Source organism: Paenarthrobacter aurescens, assembly GCF_025421775.1.
In the GTDB taxonomy this organism is placed as follows: domain Bacteria; phylum Actinomycetota; class Actinomycetes; order Actinomycetales; family Micrococcaceae; genus Arthrobacter; species Arthrobacter aurescens_B.
This window is the reverse complement of record NZ_JAOEFX010000010.1, coordinates 117,048-134,680: the sequence shown is the minus strand read 5'-3', so window position 1 is coordinate 134,680 and position 17,633 is coordinate 117,048. Positions and strand designations below refer to the sequence as shown.

The following is a 17,633-nucleotide window of genomic DNA, read 5'->3' as shown; positions in this document are numbered from 1 at the left end:
GTCAACGACCTCCTATCTGGGCTGCCCACGGGTAGTACATGTAGTTGATGGACGGGTCCGCGCCGGTGATGCGTTTGCCGAGCCACATGGAGGTGACGGTCTCGTAGAGAGGCCCCCAGACCACTTCTTCGCTGGCTAGTTTGGCGGCCTGGCCGGTGAGTTTGCCGCGGGCTTCCGGGTCCTGCACGCTATACGCGGAGTTCACCAGGTCATCGAATTCCGGGTTGCTCCAGCCGCCGTAGTTGCTGAAGTCGCCGGTCCGCAGCACGCTGTACATTTCCAGGGGTTCGGTGCTGGAGAGGTACCAGGAGGTCACCAGAAGGTCCACGTTCTTGCGGGCCTCCGGGTCGGAGAACAGAGTGGTGTATTTGTCGTTGGACATGGTCTGGATTTCCGGTTCCAAACCGATCTCCTTGGCCGCAGATGCGATGGCCCTTGCCGTGATGTCGAACGCGGCATTCAGGGAGGCGGTGGCAAAGACGAACTTGCTGCCTTCGGCTCCGGCTTCCTTCACCAGCTTCTTTGCCTCTTCCAGGTCATAGGGCGTGGAGAGGAGACCGTCAAAAGCCTCATCAGCCGTGGCGGCGGGGACGTCCTTCCACACGCTTCTGGTGGTCAGCGCGTCCGTGCTTTTTGCGTATCCCTGCTCCGCGGCCTTGATCAGCGCTTCACGGTTGATGGCCATCATGAGTGCCTTGCGGACCCGGACATCCTGGAAGGTCCCGGCCAGGTTGGTGAAGACCATGCTCTGCACGGAGGTGTCATTGCCGAAGTACAGGGACCCGGCATCCTTGTTGGCCTTGAGGATGTCGATCGCATTGGACGGGATCGCGAAGCCGCCGTCGATTTCGCCGGTTTGGAAGGCGTTGATGCGGGATGTGGCGTCCGGGAGCATGGTGAAAGTGACCTGCTTCGACTTGGCTTTCAGGTCCGGATCCCAGTAGTCGTCGAAGCGTTTGAGGGTGATGCTCTCCCCCGCTTCCCACTGGTCAAACTGGAACGGCCCCGTGCAGTTCACGCCCGCTTTCGAGTTCCCGTAGTCCTTGCCTGCTTCCTCAAGGGTCTTGGCGGACTCCACCACACCCGGCGCGCCAACCAACGAATTGTTGAACACATAGTCCGGACGCGTGGTGGTAACCGTGACTTCGTAATCGCCGGTCTTCTCGATGGACTCCACGTTTTGGTATGACGACGCCCAGAAAGAACCCACTTCCGGATCGATATGGCGGCTCAGGGACGCAACGACGTCGTCCGCCGTCATCTCCGTGCCGTCGTGGAACTTCACCCCCTGGCGGATGGTGTACACCCATGTCAGGGGGTCAGGATTCTCCACTCCCGTGGCGAGGCCGGGCGAGGTGGACAGGTCCGCGTTCCAGCGGAACAGCGACTCACACACGTTGGACAGAACGGTGTTGTCCGGGTAATCGAAGGCGTAGGCGTAGTCCAGCGAGAACGGTTCGGCGTACATGGCCCAGTTGAAGTTGTCGATCTCCTTGGTGGGCGCCTCTGTGGAGTCGGACAGGGTGTACTTGGCACCGCCCGCGGCGTCGGTCACGCTGGCGGGCCGCGTGCCGCAGCCGCCCAGGACCAAGCCGAGCACGACGCCGGCCACCGTCACCGTGGTAATGCGCGACGGCGTCGTCCGCCGTTTGAAGCGCACGGCGCCGTTCGCTGTGTGCGGTTTCGCCCTACGCGGCCTCATGGCATCACCGGGGCGGGCCGGGTTGCGGCAATCGGTGTGGCGGCTGCTGCGCGGTCAAAGACGCACTCGCCCCCAATCCACGTCTGCGTCACCACCGCCCGGTGCAGTTCCTCTTCGGGTAGGTCGAAGAGGTTGACATCCAGGACGGCAAGGTCGGCCAGCTTCCCTGGTTCCAGCGTTCCCGTTTCAGCGTCCAGGTGGTTGATCCAGGCCGTGCCGTGGGTATAGGCGTCCAGGATCTGCTTGAGGCTGAGCTTCTGTGACTCGGGGCCCAGCGGCGGCAGGTCCTCACCAGGGGCTGTGCGGTTAACCGCCACGTGGATGGCAGCGACGGGATCCGCGGTGGAGACGGGCCAGTCGCTCCCTGCCACCAATCGGGCTCCTGCCGCGGCCAGCTCGCCAAAGGGGTAGTGCCTGTCCTCGGCGCCGGGTTCGAGGAACGGGAGCGTCAGGGTGTCCATTTGTTCTTCGTGGCAGGCCCAGAGCGCCTGCACGTTGGCTGCGGCTCCCAGCTCTGCGAAACGGGGAATGTCCTCGCCGCGCACCAGCTGAAGGTGGGCCAGGTGGTGCCGGTTGTTGTTGGCGCCGTTGGTGTCGCGGGCTGCTTCCAGCGCGTCCAGGGCATCCGTGACAGCACGGTCGCCGAGGGCGTGGAAGTGAACCTGCATGCCCTCGGCATCGATCGCGGTGACGAACTCCTTCAACTGCTCCGGCTCGAAGAACTCGATCCCGCGGTTGTCCGTGTCGTGGCCGTGGTGGTCCAGATAGACGTGGTGCATGGCGGCCGTGTAGTTCTCGGCCACACCGTCCACCATGACTTTGACGGTGTTGGCATTGAGCTGCAGGGGGTCGAACGATTCCCGGACGTCATCGCGGCGTTCCAGGATCTTTTCCAGTTGGGCCATGCCCGCTGTCCGGTCCCACCACTGGCACGCGGTGACCCGTACTTTGAGGTCCCCTGCCTTCGCCGCGTCCTTGTAGACGTCCAGATGATCGGCGTGCCCGCCTTCCGGGATGGGAACCCAGGCGTCCTGCCAGGCCGTAATGCCCTGGGCGAGCAGCAACTGCTGGGATGCGAGCAGCCCCTGGTACGCCAACTCATAGGGCACTGCCGGCTTTACCGCATTGAACAGGTCCATGGCACCTTCATGGACAGTGCCGGCAGGAGTCCCATCAGACTCGCGTTCCAGCCGTCCGCCCTCCGGGTCAGGTGTTCCTGCACCGATTCCCGCGGCCGCAAACGCCGCAGTGTTGGCCCATGCCCCGTGGTGGTCCCTGTTGACGAGGTACACGGGCCGGTCCGGCACCACGGCATCCAGCAACTCCCGCCCGGGAGTGCCGCCGGGGAAGAGATCCATGGACCACCCGGCTCCCAGGATCCACGGTTCATCCGGGTTTTCCGCGGCATACCGGGCAACCGTGGCTACAGCCTCTTCTGCGCTGGCCACCTCCGTCAGGTCGCACTGGAGCAGCTCAATCCCGGCAAAGATGGGGTGGATGTGGGCGTCCTGGAAACCGGGAAGCACCAACTGCCCTTGCAGGTCCACCCGGCGGGTGTCCGGTGTGACTGTTCCGTTGACGGTTTCAGGGCTGCCGACGGCGATGATCCGGCCGTCCGCTATTGCCAGGTGTGCCCGGATGGGTCCGGCGTCATTGCCGGTGTACACCCATCCGTTCTCAAACAAAATCTCTGCGTGCACGTTCGAGTCCTTTCGTGGGGAAATTCAACTCTGCGAGACACACTATGAGCCGGATCACATTAAAGTCAACAGTGTTGACATCACTGCTGACAAAGACTTTGACTTGTCCTCGAAAGGAGGCAGCCATGAATCATGTAGGTTGATAATCAACCGGGGATCGCATGGAAGGCGGATAACTGATGGTGCAACCAGCACAGTCGACGGACCGCCGCACGCGCCTGGACCCAGCCAGCATCATTGACGCCGTCCTCCGGATTTCCAGCCAGGAACTCGGTGAGCGATTGACTGTCCGCCGGCTGGGACAGGAACTCGAGGTGGACGCCACCGCCGTCTACAGGCATTTCCGGAACCGGGACGCGATCGTCCGGGCAGCGCTGGACCAGTTGTTTATGATGTCTGTCGAGCGCACCCTGGGCTCGGCACGCGATCAGGACTGGCGCACCCGGCTTGAGGCCTACCTGGATGAACTGCTCAGGGTCTTCATGCAGCATCCTTCGCTGGGCAGTGAGTCCTTCGCCACGGACACTTACGGCCCCGGCGAGTTGAAGGCAATTGAGTTCGTCCTCCAGTGCCTGACGGATGCCGGGCTGGCCGAGGACCGCGTGGTGCATTACTACGCAGCCTTGGAAAGCTACACCCTCGCGCTCGGCGCCGGGATTGCTGTGGAGATCCAGCGGCTCCCTGATTCCGAGGGCCACGATCCCTGGCTCAACCCCCGGGTCTTCACGCGCATTACCGGGCACCCGCTTCTCGAAAAGCACCACGCGGCACTCCAAAACCTTGACTCGCTCAAGGCGTTCCAAGCCGGCCTCACCGCCATCCTGGATAGCGCCGAACGCGAAAGCACCCAGGGCCCGCGGGCCTGAGCGCCTGCCCGGCCACGTAAGCAACCCTCCCTTCACCACACGACGACGCCACCCGGCGTCGTCCATTCATCACTGCCCGGACAGCGACGCCCGGCAGGGAAAGCGCGGCACCCACATGCACCAGTTCATCAACGGAAGACTCCTGTCCGGCACCTCCGGCAACGGCCTCGACGTCATCAATCCAGCCACCTCGGAAACAGTGGAGACGGTGGGACTCGCTTCCTTGGCCGACCTTGAGTCGGCAGTGGCAGCGGCCCGCAGCGCCTTCCCGGCCTGGTCCCGCACCGCGCCCGGCGAGCGCGCCGGCATCCTGCAGAAATTCGCCCGCATCATGGAACAACGTGCGGATGACTTCTCCCGGGTCGAGAGCTCCCAGACAGGCAAACCGCTGCGGCTGACCCGCGAATTCGACGTCCCGGGAACCATCGACAACATCGACTTCTTCGCGGGCGCCTCACGCCACCTCGAGGGCAAGGCCACCGCGGAGTACTCCCCACAGCACACCTCGTCCGTCAGGCGGGAACCCATCGGCGTGGTGGGATCCATTGCGCCGTGGAACTACCCCCTCCAAATGGCCGCATGGAAGATCCTTCCCGCCATCGCCGCCGGCAACACCATCGTGCTCAAGCCCGCAGAGATTACGCCGTTGACGTCGCTGATGTTCGCGCAGGCGCTCACGGACGCAGGGCTGCCCGACGGCGTGGTGAACGTGGTGGTGGGCGATGGCGCCACCGTCGGCGCAGCACTCATGCGGCACCCGGATGTGGACATGGTCTCGTTTACGGGCTCCACCGCCGTTGGCCGCACCGTTCTGGAAGCTGCTGCCGTCAACGCCAAACGCGTGCATCTTGAACTCGGCGGAAAGGCACCCTTCGTGGTGTTCGACGACGCCAACCTCGACGCCGCAATCCATGGCGCAGTGGCCGGTTCGCTCATCAACACCGGACAGGACTGCACCGCGGCAACCCGCGCAATCGTGCACAGGAGCGTGTATGAGGAATTCGTGGCCCAAGTCTCCGCCCGCTTCGAGGGGATCGTCCTGGGCACTCCGGGGAATGAAGACGCAGACCTGGGCCCCCTCGTTTCCTTCAAACAGCGGGACCATGTAGCGGCAATGGTGGAGCGGGCCCGCGGCTACAGCAAAGTGGTGGCCGGCGGCTACGCTCCGACTGACAAGGGCTTGGCCGACGGCGCCTTCTACCGCCCCACGCTGGTGGTTGACGCAGCACCGGACTCCGAAATCGTCAAGGACGAGGTCTTCGGCCCGGTTCTGGTGGTCCTCCCGTTCGACACGGACGACGAAGCGATCCAGTTGGCCAACGACACCGTCTATGGACTCGCAGCATCAGCGTGGACAAACAACCTCCAGCGGGCATTGCGCGCCACCCGCGAAATCAAGGCCGGCTGCGTGTGGGTCAACGACCATATCCCGATCATCTCCGAAATGCCCCACGGCGGGTTCAAGCAATCCGGCTTCGGCAAGGACATGTCCGCATACTCCTTTGAGGAATACACGCAGGTGAAGCACGTGATGATCGAGCTGGAAGGCGCGGCGGAAAAGGACTGGCACCGGACGATCTTCGCCCTCCGCTGATCCCTCCGTTGTGGGGCCCGCTTTGCGCGTTCATAGGGGTTTTAGACGCGCAGCGCGGGCCCCGCAACGGTCACATCCGGGCGCTTGCGTCCGGCACCGAGCACCGCTGTGGCGACGCCCAGGAGCAGGATCAGCCCGCCCAGGACCTCGGTCAGCGTGGGAATCTCGTTCAGGACCAGCCAAGCCGCCGTCATCCCAATTACCGGCACAAGCAAGGTGAACGGCACGACGTCGGAACTCGGGTACAGCGACAACAAACGGTTCCAGATGCCGTAGCCCACCAACGAGGCGAACACCGCAGTGTAGATCGCACTCAGGATGGTGGCTGGCTGGAGGTCCGTGAGCGTCGACCATACGGTGTCCGGCCCATCCACCGCCAGCGACAATCCCGCCAACGGAAGCGGCACCACCGCGCCGGACCACACCACCAGCCCCAGGCCGGACGCTGCTTTTGAATGCCGGGCCACCACATTGCCGATCGCCCAAGACAGTGCCGCGGCCAGCACGATCATGAGTGGAAGGACCGGCGCTACGGCACTTCGCCCCAGAGCCACCACACCCAGGCCTGCCATGCCCAGCACCACCCCGGCCATCTGGCGGCGGCTGGGCCTTTCGCCGAGGAACCGCGCCGCGAGCAGGATAGTGAACAAGACCTGGGCTTGGAGAACCAGCGACGCCAGGCCCGCCGGCATCCCGAGGGCCATGCCCAGGTACAGGAGGCCAAATTGCCCGGCACTCATGAAGAGCCCGACGCCGATGATCGCCTTCCAGCCAACGTCCGGTTTCCGGATGAACAGGATGAAGGGAAAGACGACGAGCAGGAAACGCATGGCAACGAACAGGAGCGGAGGAACTTCCCTGCCGTTGGCGTGCAGTCCGAGGTCGATCGCGACGAAATTGATGCCCCAAAGAACGGCGACCACGATGGCGAGGGAAGAGTGGCGAAGGTTCACAAGTTCACTCTGCCCCTCTTTACCTTGAAGCACCAGCGTTGATTTACGCATGGGACAGCGTAGATTTGCTTCATGATCGACATTTCAGCCCTCAGGGCGCTCGTGGCCGTGGAACAGCACGGATCGGTGGTGGCCGCATCGGATGTGATGGGATACAGCCCGTCCGCGGTCTCGCAACAGATCAAGAAACTGGAGAAGCAAACCGGCGTTGCCGTGCTCGAGCGGAACGGCCGCGGGGTCCTCCTGACCGAGCGCGGGCTGGCGCTGGCTGGCTACGGCCGCCGGATCATGGGTGAGCTGGAGGAACTGCAGGCCACGCTGCTGGCAGATCCCGCTAAACCCTCCGGCCTCTTAAGGTTGGTGGCTTTCTCGACTGCATGCCGGGGCCTGGTGGGACCAATGCTCGGGCGAATGGCTGCCGCCCATTCCTCGTTGGATATCACAGTGCTGGCAGAGGACCCCCGTGAAGCTGTGCAACGGGTGGCCTCCGGCGAAGCGGAACTGGCGGTGGTTCACAATTGGAACTCCGTTCCCTTGGTCATCCCGGAGAACCTGGTGCACGAAGACCTGTGCATCGACCAAGCCGATGTACTGGTCAACAGCACCCACCCGCTCGCGTCCCGCACCGCCGTCGAGCGTGAGGACTTGCTCGATGAGACTTGGATCAGCACACCCACAGGGGCCATCTGCAACGAGGCTTTGCTGCAGATCTTCGCCGGACTGGGACGGGTTCCGGATATCCGCGTTTACGATCCCGACTTTTCCACGCACATCGCCATGGTGGAGCAGGGCGTGGCCGTGGCACTTGTACCGCGGCTCGGCCGGCCCCCGTTCCCCGCCAGCGTCATCGCGATTCCCGTGATAAACCCCGTCCAGCAACGATCCGTCGGCGTGGTGTACCGCAAGACGATGACCGCCAGCCCCAACATCCGGCATGCCGTGCGCATGCTGCGGGAAGTAGCCGCTGAGCTGCCTCTGCCACAGGGTTGATCAACGTCACACAATGGAACATTCGACGCCTTGGCGACTGTTAGCTTAGGCTAACCTTACCTAGCTACCTGCGCCATCCGTAGCGCAGCCTGTCGAATTCCTGAAGGGGCCCAACTGTGGAAGCAATCCTCTTTCCCACGGACATGAACCACCACCACACCTATGGTCTGGTCAGTTACATCATGATCGACGACGGACTCTATCCGAGCGCCCACAACCGGCGGGATCCATACGCACTTCCGGCGTTCGACATCAAGGGCCAATGGGTCTACCCCAGCCGGTACAACGAATACATGGCACCGCAACTCCCGGTGTACATGTTCGACGGCGAGTACCTGATCGCCACGGGACACGGCGAAGAAGCCGCAGGCCTGCCCGTCTTCGAGATCCGCTGCATGTGCATGCCGCAGCTGGCGCACGGGGATCAAAGCAACCTGGGTTAGTGGCGGGGCACCTTGAAGTGCGTCAGCCGCGCATCCTGCCCATCCAGCTCAGCCCAGGATTTTTCCGTTTCCATTACCGTCAACGCACTCGTTGGGTAGCGGGTAGCGGCATCCATGTAAGCGTCGTGGTCCGAGTCGCGGGAAGCCAAATGCATCGCAAGATCCTGGACGCCAGGCATATGCGAGATAACCATCAGCGTGGTCACAGTGTCCGGGACGTGGTTGATGACGGTCAACATGCGGTTCGCGGAGGCGGCGTACAGACCATCCTCAAGTTTCGGCGTCGGCGCTTTGTCCCCCAACTCGTCACAGACCCAGGTGCAGGTCTGCCGGGTCCTGAGCGCGGACGAGCACAGGATGAAGTCAGGCACCACACCGTGCTTGAGCAGCCATTTACCGGCCAGCGGAGCCTCCCGATGCCCACGCTCCTCCAAGGGACGCTCATGATCAGGCACGCCCATGGGCCAATCAGCCTTGGCGTGGCGCATAATCACCAGGCGCTTTATGTGATGGTCACTCATAGGCCAACCCTATCGGCCACAGGGAGGGCGCTGTAGCGCCCGCCGCGGGATCGTTCCGCGAAAGCGAAAGCGCCCACCCCTTCCGGGACAGGCGCTTTCGGCTGCAGCAGTTGCTAGATGGAGTATTCCGGAGCAGCCCAAACGATAACCTCGGGGTGCTCGTAGAAGCGGTAGCCCTGGCCGCGGACCGTGCGCACGGTGTTGGCGAGGCGGCCCAGCTTGGAGCGGAGGCGGCGGATGTGGACGTCGATGGTGCGCTCGTTCGGCACCTCTTCGGCATTGCGCCACAGACCCTCAAGGAGTTCGTCGCGGCCCACCGTGCGGGTCCCGTTTTCGACGAGGTAGTTGAGGAGTTCGAATTCCTTGAACGTGAGGTTCAGCGACTCGCCGTCGAGGTGCACTTCGCGGCGGGCGAGGTCGATCAGCACGCCGGACGGGCGGGATTCCTGCTGCGGCGCGGGGCGTGCGGCTTCGGCGCGCTGACGAGAGGCAACGGTGGGGTCGCCGAAAGTGGAACGCACGACGTCGAGGGCGGACCCGGGTGCCCCGGCGGGGGCAACGGCGACGGCCGCGTAGCTTTCGGCGCCGGTCACGAGCGACTGCGCATAGGCGCGGATTTCCTGGGCAAGCTTGGCAATGGACGTTCCCGCGGCTGCCGCGGTTTCTTCGTCAATGCCCATGTACAGCACGAAGCCGCGGGCCACATTGTCGTTGGCAACGGGCCGGAGCCTGTCGGACTGGGCGATCACCGGGGTGGGGGCCGTCATGGGTGCCGGCTCGCTGGTGGGGACTGCGCGCAACTGGCCATAGGAGTTGGGGTTGTAGCCCTGGGGAACGTAACCGGGAGCCTGCTGGCCTGCGCCCTGAGGGGCGGGGGCGTAGCCGGGGCGGTTGCCGAAACCGGGGCGGAGCCCTGCGTTTGACGCGGCCTTGTTGGCGTTACGGACGGAGATGTGGACGTATCCAGATGCAACTGACATGGAGTGCTTACCTCAAAAGTGAATAGCCGTCATCGCGGCTTCGAATGCTGGTTGTCCCCGCAATGAGTTTGGGGAGGGGCGCCCAACGCTGGGCTAGGGGGCGAATGCCTGAAACTTCTTGGGGTGGAAAGTTAGGCTTGCATTCGACAACAGCGGTCATCATGGCCAGCGGGTGTGCTGGACCAGGTTGCTGCGGCTGCAGGTGCTGTTGAGTTCTTGTTCACATTGGAAGTGTGCAACGTAACAATGGCAACACGCAAGTAACAAAGCGTCGAACCGTCCACATTTTGAGACACAGAGGTCTATTGTGTCGCAAATCACAATTCAGTCCGCCCAGTAAATGAACGCCATTTCATTCGATTGAAACAAGAAACTTTCGCCATACAGTGAATTTCCTTCGGCAGATCGGGCATCATGTGCATCGCGGCCCCCATGATCCAGCCAATGGCGGAATCTCACGATCTGAAACACTTGTTGTCCAATCGCGGGTAGTCTCGCTCGTCAAATTTTCGGGAAAAAATCTGCTACAAGCTGTAGAAACAGCCCCCTCGCTAGTGTTGACTTCACAGCGTCCTCACAGGACGGGCAAAGCGCTGGCTCACCAGCAGAACGGAGAGTTGTCCCATGGCTTCCCCGCACTCCATGACCAACAACCTTCCCCAGCTGTCCCACCCGGACGGCTCTCCTATCCGCGCTTTGGTGGTGGATGACGAACCCAGCCTCGCCGAGCTCATGAGCATGGGCCTGCGCATGGCAGGTTGGTCGGTAGCGGTGGCGGGCGATGGTCCGGCGGCAGTGAAGATGGCCAAGGATTTTCGCCCGGATGTGCTGGTCCTCGATGTCATGCTGCCCGGATTCGATGGCGTCGAGGTCCTTAACCGCATCCGCACTTTCGCACCGGAAGTTCCGGCACTTTTCCTCACGGCCAAGGACGCCGTGCAGGACCGCATTGTTGGCCTGGCTGCCGGCGGTGACGACTATGTCACCAAGCCCTTCAGCATGGAGGAAGTCCTCCTGCGCCTCCACCGCCTGGTCCAAAGGTCCGGCGTGGCCGCCATGGACACTGCCGAGCTGGTGGTGGGTGACCTCACCCTGAACGTGGACACCCGCGAAGTGACCCGCGCCGGCGATGACATCCCCCTCACCGCAACCCAGTTCGAGCTTCTCCGCTACCTCATGGAGAACCCCAAACGGGTGGTCAGCAAGGCACAGATCCTGGACCGCGTGTGGGACTACGACTTCGGCGGCCAGGCAAACATCGTGGAGCTCTACATTTCCTACTTGCGCAAGAAGATCGAAGCCAACCACCCGCCCATGATCCACACCATCCGTGGAGCCGGCTACGTCATCAAGCCTGCGGACTAGGCGTTGAGCACACTTTCAGGAGTGGCCAAAACGTCCCAGCGCAGTTGGCTCAACCCCTCCACGTGGCACTTGCGCACACGGTTGGTCCTGGTGGCCATGGCCTTGTTGGTGGCAATCTGCGGAGCCGTAGGGGTTGTCAGCTACGCGTCCATGGACATGGTGTTCAACAAACAGCTCGACAGGCAGTTGGAGCAGGCGTCCAGCCGCGCGAATGACTTCGGCCGGCCGCCGTCGAACTTTCCTTCCAGTCCCTTGGGAAGACCGGATCCGTTGGAGGCGCGTGGCCAGGCGGCGGGAACGCTGAACGCCCGTATCGACGGATCAACCGTGCGAAGCTCGGGACTGATCGACGCCCAGGGAAACCGCGTGTCGCTCTCGAATGACGATGAGCAGGTCCTGCTCTCGCTCCCCAAGGACAACAGGCCCGTGGACCGCTCGCTGTCCAATGGCGACTACAGGCTGGTGGCGGTCAAAACCACGTATGACGACGTCATCGTGACAGGTTTGCCCCTTGCGGATAAGCAAAGCGCCGAAGCCTCACTCGTGTGGACCATGGTGCTGGTGTCGCTCGGCGGCCTGGTGGTGATCGGGCTCGTGGGCACGGTCATTATCCGCCGGACCATGCGGCCGCTGGAGCAGCTCTCCGAGGTGGCCACGAAGGTTTCGCGGCTACCTCTCGACGCCGGCGAGGTGGCACTTGCGGTGCGCGTACCGCCGTCGGCCGCCCATCCCGGAACGGAAGTCGGCAGCGTTGGCCATGCGCTGAACCTCATGCTGAACAACGTCTCCAGCGCACTGGAAGCCCGCCAGGAAAGCGAAACCAAAGTGCGCCAGTTCGTGGCGGATGCCTCTCATGAGCTGCGCACGCCGCTGACCGCCATCCGCGGCTACACAGAGCTGCTGAGGATGACCGAAAACTTCACGGACGATGGCAGGAAGTCGTTGGCCCGCGTCCAAAGCCAGTCCGAACGCATGACCACGCTGGTGGAGGACCTTCTGCTGCTGGCCAGGCTGGACGAGGGCCAGCCGGTCAAGGTCACAGACGTGGACCTCACCCAACTGGTGATCGAAACTGTCAGCGACGAGAAAGTCATGGCACCGAACCACATCTGGCAACTCCAACTTCCCGAGGAGCCAGTCACGGTCCGCGGTGACGCTACGCAACTGCACCAGGTGCTGGCCAATCTGCTGTCCAACGCGCGCAAACACACTGATGCCGGCACCACGGTGGTCACCGGCGTCATGCTCTCCGCCGACGGCAGCGCAGTGGTCACTGTGACGGACAATGGCCCCGGCATTGCGGAAGACTTCCAAAGCCGGATCTTCTCGCGGTTTGCCCGCGCCGATACCGCCAGGTCAGGATCCGAGGGCACCTCGGGGCTGGGTCTGTCCATTGTGGAATCAATCGTCGAAGCCCACGGCGGAAGTGTCGAAGTAACGTCCAGGCCGGGGCGCACTGAGTTCGCCCTTCGACTCCCCACCGTCAGCACCGAACGCGTACGACGAATCCGGCAAGGCGACTCACCGGCGTCGTGATCTCTGTTACCTAAATGTGACTTCTGCGGAAACCTCCTGTACCGTCGAAAGGGTGGGTCGCCCCAACTGACCCACATCCGGGATGCGCCGAGCTCTGCCACTTCCCGGAGTCCGTTCTTTCTCCGAGGCAGAGACGGGGGACCCAGAGTCTCCGGGCCCAGGCATTTTTGCCGGCCCTTGGGGTGAAGCCGCAGCGTGATGCGCGGCCGGATGACCTCATCCGAACCCGACAGCTAACTCCGCAGGCGCTGAGAGGTAATCACATGTCTGAATTTAACGATCAGACGCGCCCTTCCGCGCGTCACCGCGACGAACACAACGCACCGCTCACCAAGTCGCAGGCTGTCCTCAAGAACGCCGCCCGCCAAGGCAAGTCCGGCCACCGCATGTCGGTTGTTGCCGGTGTTGTTGCCGCCGCACTGGGCGTTGCATCGCTCGGCACGGCCGCCAATGCCGCTCTGACCCTCCCTGAGGTGAGCCGGGTGGCCGAAACCCAGTCGAACGCCCAGGTCAGCAACAACAAGTCAGCTGAGATCTCCGCTTCGCTGAATGCTGCTGCCGAAAAGGGCGCAGCTGACCGTGCTGCTGCGGACAAGATCGCTGCTGAGAAAGCCGCTGCCGAGAAGGCCGCCGCGGACCAAGCGGCCGCTGCGAAGGCTGCCGCTGACAAGGCCGCTGCAGATCAGGCTGCCGCTGAAAAGGCCGCCGCTGATGCTGCAGCCAAGCAAGCCGCCGACGCCGCTGCTGCCGCCGCCGCCGCGGAAGCAGCAGCTGCTGCCGCCGCCCCGAAGGCCGTGGACGACCCCGCCGCCGCCAAAGCCTACGCTGCCAGCATCCTTGGCAACTACGGCTGGAGCGCCAGCGAAATGACTGCGCTGAACACCCTGTGGGAGAAGGAATCCAACTGGAAGACCACCGCCACCAATGCTTCCAGCGGCGCTTACGGCATTGTCCAGTCGCTGCCGGCTACCAAAATGGCAACTGCGGGTGCTGACTGGCAGACCAACTACCAGACCCAGATCAAGTGGGGCCTGAACTACATCAAGGAACGCTACGGATCCCCGTCAGCCGCCCTGGGCTTCCACCTGGCAAACAACTGGTACTAAGCCAGACTGCTTGATCACCGCGCCGGTTCCCGTCGTTCGCACCAGTACACACTGGAGCGGATGGCGGGAACCGGCGCGGTTTTTGCGTTTCACAGGTGCCGTCCATGGTTCACAGTGGGGTCACAGCTTCCACCTAAAGCCCTCTTAATCGGCGGGCCCATTCTGGAAACATGACGCTCACAGAACCATCTACCAGCGCTCCACCACGACGGTTCCCCTCGGCGCGCTTCGGCGGCGCGGCGCTAAGCACCGCACAGCAGGGCCTTGCCCAAGCTGGGCCACAAGCCCTACGCTCCCCCATTGACACCCGCGTTGCCGTCCCGGTCCTGGACGTCACCCTTCCCGTGTTCAATGAGGAAGCCCGCATGGAACAGAACCTGCGCAGGCTGCACGGACACCTTACAGACTCCTTTCCGCATACCTTCCGGATCACGGTGGCGGATAACTGCAGCTCGGACAACACCCTGAGGATCGCCGAGCGCTTGGCCCGTGAACTGCCTGAACTGAGAGTGGTTCGATTCCAGCAAAGGGGTCGCGGGAACGCACTCCGCCACGTCTGGCGGTTCTCGCCATCACCCGTGCTCGCCTACATGGAAGCAGACCTTTCCACGGACTTGTCGGCCCTCGCTCCCCTTCTGGCACCGCTGCTCTCGGGCCATTCGGATCTCGCCGTCGGCACGCGGCTGGCACGGAGCTCGCAGGTGGCCCGCAGTCCCCACCGCGGATTCATCTCCCGCAGCTACAACTTCCTGCTGCACGTGGTTCTTGGGGCACGCTTTTCCGACGCCCAGTGTGGGTTCAAGGCCGTCCGCGCCGACGTCGCGCACCGCATCCTTCCACACACGACGGACGACGGCTGGTTCTTCGACACCGAACTCCTGGTGATCGCCGAACGCTGTGGTTTGCGCGTTCACGAAGTCCCCGTTGACTGGACCGACGATCCCACCTCAAGTGTCGACGTCGTACGCACCGCGCTTGCCGACCTGCGCGGCGTAGCGCGCCTGGGACGCGATCTTGGCAGGGGGCTGGTTCCTTTCAGGGAGCTCCGCCGGGACATCGGCCGCATGCCTCCACCCACGGCGGCGTCCGCGGTGACAGGGCTGGTGGGACGTTTAGTTGGCTGGGCCGCGGTGTCCGCTGCCGTGGTGTTCGTCGTCCTCCACGCGGCCCACGTGGTGGGCTAGGACTCCGGTTCAGCTTCCACCGCGCCACGAACGGCGGCGATGGAAGCGGCGACGTCCCCGGCGTCCGTAGTCCAGTTGCTCACCGAGATCCGGAGAATTTCGCGGCCGCGCCACGACGACCCGGACATCCACACCACTCCCTCAGCCATGAGTCGTTGGGTGATGCGGTGTGTACGGTCATCACTGCCGAAGCTCACTGATACCTGCGTGAACGCAATGTCGTTGAGAACCTCCACCCCAGGGATCGCGGCGAGGCCCTCGGCCAATGCGCGGGCGTTCGCTGCGAGTCGCTCCACCATGGCGATGACTCCGGACCGGCCCAGCTGGCGGAGGGCCGCCCACACCGGGATCCCACGGGCCCGGCGGGACATCTCAGGCACTTTCTCGAAAGGATCCCCCGGCCCGGCATCCGTGGCAATGAGATAACTGGTGTGAACACTGAAAGCGCGCCTCAAGGCTTCCGGTCTCGCGACGATTGCCAAGCCACAGTCGTAAGGAACATTCAAGGTCTTATGGGCATCCGTGGCCCAGGAATCTGCTTCTTCCACTCCGGCCAGGCGGGCCCGCAGCGTCGGACTGACAGCAGCCCACAAACCAAAAGCGCCATCCACGTGCACCCACGCTCCGCGATCGTGGGCCACCGCAATGGCTTCCTCCATGGGATCAAAAGCGCCGGAATGCAGGTTGCCCGCTTGGAGACAGACCAACGACGGCCCTGGTTGCTGATCCATGGCCTCGGCCAGTGCGTCCGGCAGGATCCTGCCTTCTTCGTCAGCAGCAACAGGTATGCACGCCCCCAAGCCGAGGTACCGCAAAGCCAGATCCACTGCGGCATGGCGTTCACGTCCTGCAAACGTGGTGATGGGTGGGGCGCCGTTGAGGCCTAGCGCCTCGAGGTCCCACCCTGCTTCGTCCATCAGGTACTGGCGGCCCGCTGCCAGCCCCACGAAGTTGGCGGTGGTTGCGCCAGTGGTGAATCCGACGTCGGCAGTCGCCGGTAGGTTCAGAAGGTCCAAAAGCCACGCGGCGGCCGATTCCTCGATGGCAGCGGCTGCAGGAGTGGCGAAGCGCAGCCCCGTGTTCTGGTCCCAGGCGGAGACGAGCCAATCGGCGGCCATGGCAGCGGGCAGGGTTCCACCCATGACCCACCCAAAGAACCGTCCGGACTGGATCGCCATCAGGCCGGGCTCAGCCAGTGCAGCGAGCTCGTCGACTACCTCGGCGGCATCAGTGGCTTCGTCAGGGAGGCTCGGCAGGATGCTCCTGGCGACCTCATCGGCGTCGGACGAAGGGCGGACTGAACGTGTTGGGACCGACGCGAGCCAATCACCGGCGTGGACCATGGCCCGCTCCAATGCAGCACCGTACGCCTCCGGCATCGCAGACATGCGCACAGCCTACGCCCGGTTCACCGCTTGGAACAGTCTTTAACCCGGCAGTACTAGAGCGTCAGCGTCAGGAGGTGCCCGCCGTCGTCGTCCTTCACAGCGGTGACCGTCACTGCCGAGTAGTCCGGGATCCACCACATGCCCGGTTCAAGCTCCGCGTTGTGCCTGGCAGCGGCCTTGCCCACCACAACGGTCCGCATCCCCGCGGCGCGCGCGGCGGCAATACCGGCAGGTGCGTCTTCGAAAACCACGACGTCGGCCGGGTCGGCTCCCAGGAGCGCCGCCGCCTTGAGATAGCCCTCCGGATGCGGCTTGCCTCGGGTGACGGACTCCGCGGTGACAGCAGTGGACGGCATGGTGAGTCCGGCCGCCTGCATGCGGATATCGGCAAGGATGCGGTCTGCTGAGGTGACCAAGGCGATGGCGTCATCAGGGAGTCCTGCCAGCAGGGCTTCGGCCCCGGGAAGGGCGATCACGCCGTCGGTCCGGGAACGCTCCATCTCACCAAGTTCAGCCGTCAAGGCTTCGAAATCAGCATCAGCGGGCGCATAACGGCGCACGGTATCGCCGGCTTGGACGCCGTGCGAGGTGCGGAGGATTTCGTTGTAGTCCAGGCCGTAGCGCTCGGAGAACTCAAGCCACACTTGCTCGACCACCGCCGTGGAATCAACCAGTGTGCCGTCCATGTCGAAGAGGACGGCGCGGACGGTCAGCACGGGTGCGGCAGGATGGCTCATGGTTCCATCCTGCCGCACGCTCATGGGGTGGTGCTGAAGTGTGACTTAGCCATTCGGCCGCTGCGGAAGGTACTGCACCGCCCACTGGTTGCCGTCAGGGTCAGCGAAGTACACAAAGTGACCCCAGTCCTGGACGTCGACATCGCTGACCTCCACCCCGTTGGCCTTGAGGTGCTCATGGGCCTTGTTGATGTCCGCCACCACCACTTGCAGGTTGGGAGCCGAACCCGGAGGGGCGTCGGTGAGACCTTCACCGATGGCGATGGAACACGCCGAACCCGGCGGCGTCAGTTGCACGAAGCGGATGCCGTCCGTGGGACGCTCATCGAAATCGGCGTTGAAACCAACCTTGTTGACGTAGAAGTCCTTCGCGCGATCGACGTCGGAGACAGGGACAAATACCAGTTCAAGTTTCCAGTCCATGCGCCACAGGCTAACGGGGCATGGCGGAAACCGGTAGGGGTCTTTGATTTCGGCAGCCTAAGCCTCACGACGCGGCTTCTTTATCTTGAATACGAGGGACATGACGAAAGCGCAGGCCAAAGCCCCCATGCCGCTGACAACAAGA

Annotated in this window: 16 protein-coding genes and 1 riboswitch; of the genes, 8 read left to right on the top strand and 8 right to left on the bottom strand. The window is 63.5% G+C overall.

Going from position 1 to position 17,633, the window contains the following annotated elements:
* Nucleotide 1: 1 nt before the first annotated feature.
* Nucleotides 2–1,702 (bottom strand): ABC transporter substrate-binding protein, encoded by a 1,701-nt coding sequence (locus tag N7568_RS19635; RefSeq protein ID WP_261611456.1) that lies wholly within the window; start codon nucleotides 1,700–1,702, stop codon nucleotides 2–4.
* A complete protein-coding gene (locus N7568_RS19630; RefSeq protein WP_261611455.1) occupies nucleotides 1,699–3,402 on the bottom strand; it encodes an amidohydrolase in 1,704 nt (567 codons plus the stop codon). Before N7568_RS19630 ends, N7568_RS19635 begins: the two co-directional genes overlap by 4 nt.
* Nucleotides 3,403–3,581: 179 nt before the next feature.
* Between N7568_RS19630 and N7568_RS19625 the strand changes: the two genes are divergently transcribed.
* Entirely contained in the window at nucleotides 3,582–4,268 is a 687-nt protein-coding gene (locus tag N7568_RS19625) for a TetR/AcrR family transcriptional regulator (RefSeq protein WP_261611454.1), read from the top strand.
* A gap of 115 nt (nucleotides 4,269–4,383) precedes the next feature.
* Nucleotides 4,384–5,862 carry a gamma-aminobutyraldehyde dehydrogenase gene (locus tag N7568_RS19620; RefSeq protein WP_261611453.1) on the top strand — a complete coding sequence of 493 codons (1,479 nt, stop codon included), beginning with the start codon at nucleotides 4,384–4,386 and terminating at the stop codon, nucleotides 5,860–5,862.
* Nucleotides 5,863–5,903: 41 nt separating this feature from the next.
* Here the strand turns inward: N7568_RS19620 and N7568_RS19615 are convergent, their stop codons facing one another.
* A complete protein-coding gene (locus N7568_RS19615) occupies nucleotides 5,904–6,815 on the bottom strand; it encodes an EamA family transporter (RefSeq protein ID WP_439898999.1) in 912 nt (303 codons plus the stop codon).
* Nucleotides 6,816–6,887: 72 nt separating this feature from the next.
* Here N7568_RS19615 and N7568_RS19610 point away from each other — a divergent pair, with 72 nt between their 5' ends.
* Nucleotides 6,888–7,805: a LysR family transcriptional regulator gene (locus N7568_RS19610; protein ID WP_261611451.1), complete on the top strand. Its 918-nt coding sequence runs from the start codon at nucleotides 6,888–6,890 to the stop codon at nucleotides 7,803–7,805.
* Nucleotides 7,806–7,921: 116 nt separating this feature from the next.
* Entirely contained in the window at nucleotides 7,922–8,248 is a 327-nt protein-coding gene (locus N7568_RS19605) for a hypothetical protein (RefSeq protein ID WP_261611450.1), read from the top strand.
* Here the strand turns inward: N7568_RS19605 and N7568_RS19600 are convergent.
* Nucleotides 8,245–8,769, bottom strand: a complete 525-nt coding sequence (locus N7568_RS19600; protein WP_261611449.1) for a SixA phosphatase family protein — start codon at nucleotides 8,767–8,769, stop codon at nucleotides 8,245–8,247. The genes N7568_RS19605 and N7568_RS19600 overlap by 4 nt on opposite strands.
* A 113-nt stretch (nucleotides 8,770–8,882) precedes the next feature.
* A complete protein-coding gene (locus tag N7568_RS19595; RefSeq protein ID WP_261611448.1) occupies nucleotides 8,883–9,749 on the bottom strand; it encodes a winged helix-turn-helix domain-containing protein in 867 nt (288 codons plus the stop codon).
* A 624-nt stretch (nucleotides 9,750–10,373) separates the two neighbouring features.
* Here N7568_RS19595 and N7568_RS19590 point away from each other — a divergent pair.
* The 4 genes from N7568_RS19590 to N7568_RS19575 all read left to right on the top strand — a co-directional run bounded on the left by N7568_RS19590 (nucleotide 10,374) and on the right by N7568_RS19575 (nucleotide 14,940).
* Nucleotides 10,374–11,114: a response regulator transcription factor gene (locus tag N7568_RS19590; RefSeq protein WP_261611447.1), complete on the top strand. Its 741-nt coding sequence runs from the start codon at nucleotides 10,374–10,376 to the stop codon at nucleotides 11,112–11,114.
* A 3-nt stretch (nucleotides 11,115–11,117) separates the two neighbouring features.
* On the top strand, nucleotides 11,118–12,650 hold the full coding sequence (locus tag N7568_RS19585; RefSeq protein WP_261611446.1) for a sensor histidine kinase: 1,533 nt from the start codon (nucleotides 11,118–11,120) through the stop codon (nucleotides 12,648–12,650).
* A gap of 99 nt (nucleotides 12,651–12,749) precedes the next feature.
* Nucleotides 12,750–12,910, top strand: a riboswitch (cyclic di-AMP (ydaO/yuaA leader).
* Between the two features lie 3 nt (nucleotides 12,911–12,913).
* Nucleotides 12,914–13,756: a hypothetical protein gene (locus N7568_RS19580; protein ID WP_261611445.1), complete on the top strand. Its 843-nt coding sequence runs from the start codon at nucleotides 12,914–12,916 to the stop codon at nucleotides 13,754–13,756.
* Between the two features lie 170 nt (nucleotides 13,757–13,926).
* On the top strand, nucleotides 13,927–14,940 hold the full coding sequence (locus N7568_RS19575) for a dolichyl-phosphate beta-glucosyltransferase (RefSeq protein WP_261611444.1): 1,014 nt from the start codon (nucleotides 13,927–13,929) through the stop codon (nucleotides 14,938–14,940).
* On the opposite strand, the gene N7568_RS19570 is transcribed toward N7568_RS19575, so the two are convergent.
* From N7568_RS19570 to N7568_RS19560, 3 genes are read right to left on the bottom strand one after another with little or no spacing between them, the layout of a single operon-like run.
* On the bottom strand, nucleotides 14,937–16,328 hold the full coding sequence (locus N7568_RS19570) for a pyridoxal phosphate-dependent decarboxylase family protein (RefSeq protein WP_261611443.1): 1,392 nt from the start codon (nucleotides 16,326–16,328) through the stop codon (nucleotides 14,937–14,939). The two genes, N7568_RS19575 and N7568_RS19570, sit on opposite strands and share 4 nt — an antisense overlap.
* A 53-nt stretch (nucleotides 16,329–16,381) precedes the next feature.
* A complete protein-coding gene (locus tag N7568_RS19565; RefSeq protein ID WP_261611442.1) occupies nucleotides 16,382–17,065 on the bottom strand; it encodes an HAD-IA family hydrolase in 684 nt (227 codons plus the stop codon).
* Nucleotides 17,066–17,110: 45 nt separating this feature from the next.
* Entirely contained in the window at nucleotides 17,111–17,488 is a 378-nt protein-coding gene (locus N7568_RS19560) for a glyoxalase superfamily protein (protein WP_231343300.1), read from the bottom strand.
* Between the last annotated feature and the right edge of the window lie 145 nt (nucleotides 17,489–17,633).

What these genes read in the sequence shown, in the direction of transcription:
- N7568_RS19570 (WP_261611443.1), bottom strand. Translation starts at nt 16,328, where the DNA reads ATGTCTGCGATGCCGGAGGCGTACGGTGCTGCATTGGAGCGGGCCATG.
- N7568_RS19560 (WP_231343300.1), bottom strand. Translation starts at nt 17,488, where the DNA reads ATGGACTGGAAACTTGAACTGGTATTTGTCCCTGTCTCCGACGTCGAT.
- N7568_RS19610 (WP_261611451.1), top strand. Translation starts at nt 6,888, where the DNA reads ATGATCGACATTTCAGCCCTCAGGGCGCTCGTGGCCGTGGAACAGCAC.
- N7568_RS19600 (WP_261611449.1), bottom strand. Translation starts at nt 8,769, where the DNA reads ATGAGTGACCATCACATAAAGCGCCTGGTGATTATGCGCCACGCCAAG.
- N7568_RS19625 (WP_261611454.1), top strand. Translation starts at nt 3,582, where the DNA reads ATGGTGCAACCAGCACAGTCGACGGACCGCCGCACGCGCCTGGACCCA.
- N7568_RS19595 (WP_261611448.1), bottom strand. Translation starts at nt 9,749, where the DNA reads ATGTCAGTTGCATCTGGATACGTCCACATCTCCGTCCGTAACGCCAAC.
- N7568_RS19580 (WP_261611445.1), top strand. Translation starts at nt 12,914, where the DNA reads ATGTCTGAATTTAACGATCAGACGCGCCCTTCCGCGCGTCACCGCGAC.
- N7568_RS19635 (WP_261611456.1), bottom strand. Translation starts at nt 1,702, where the DNA reads ATGAGGCCGCGTAGGGCGAAACCGCACACAGCGAACGGCGCCGTGCGC.
- N7568_RS19565 (WP_261611442.1), bottom strand. Translation starts at nt 17,065, where the DNA reads ATGAGCCATCCTGCCGCACCCGTGCTGACCGTCCGCGCCGTCCTCTTC.
- N7568_RS19620 (WP_261611453.1), top strand. Translation starts at nt 4,384, where the DNA reads ATGCACCAGTTCATCAACGGAAGACTCCTGTCCGGCACCTCCGGCAAC.
- N7568_RS19575 (WP_261611444.1), top strand. Translation starts at nt 13,927, where the DNA reads ATGACGCTCACAGAACCATCTACCAGCGCTCCACCACGACGGTTCCCC.
- N7568_RS19590 (WP_261611447.1), top strand. Translation starts at nt 10,374, where the DNA reads ATGGCTTCCCCGCACTCCATGACCAACAACCTTCCCCAGCTGTCCCAC.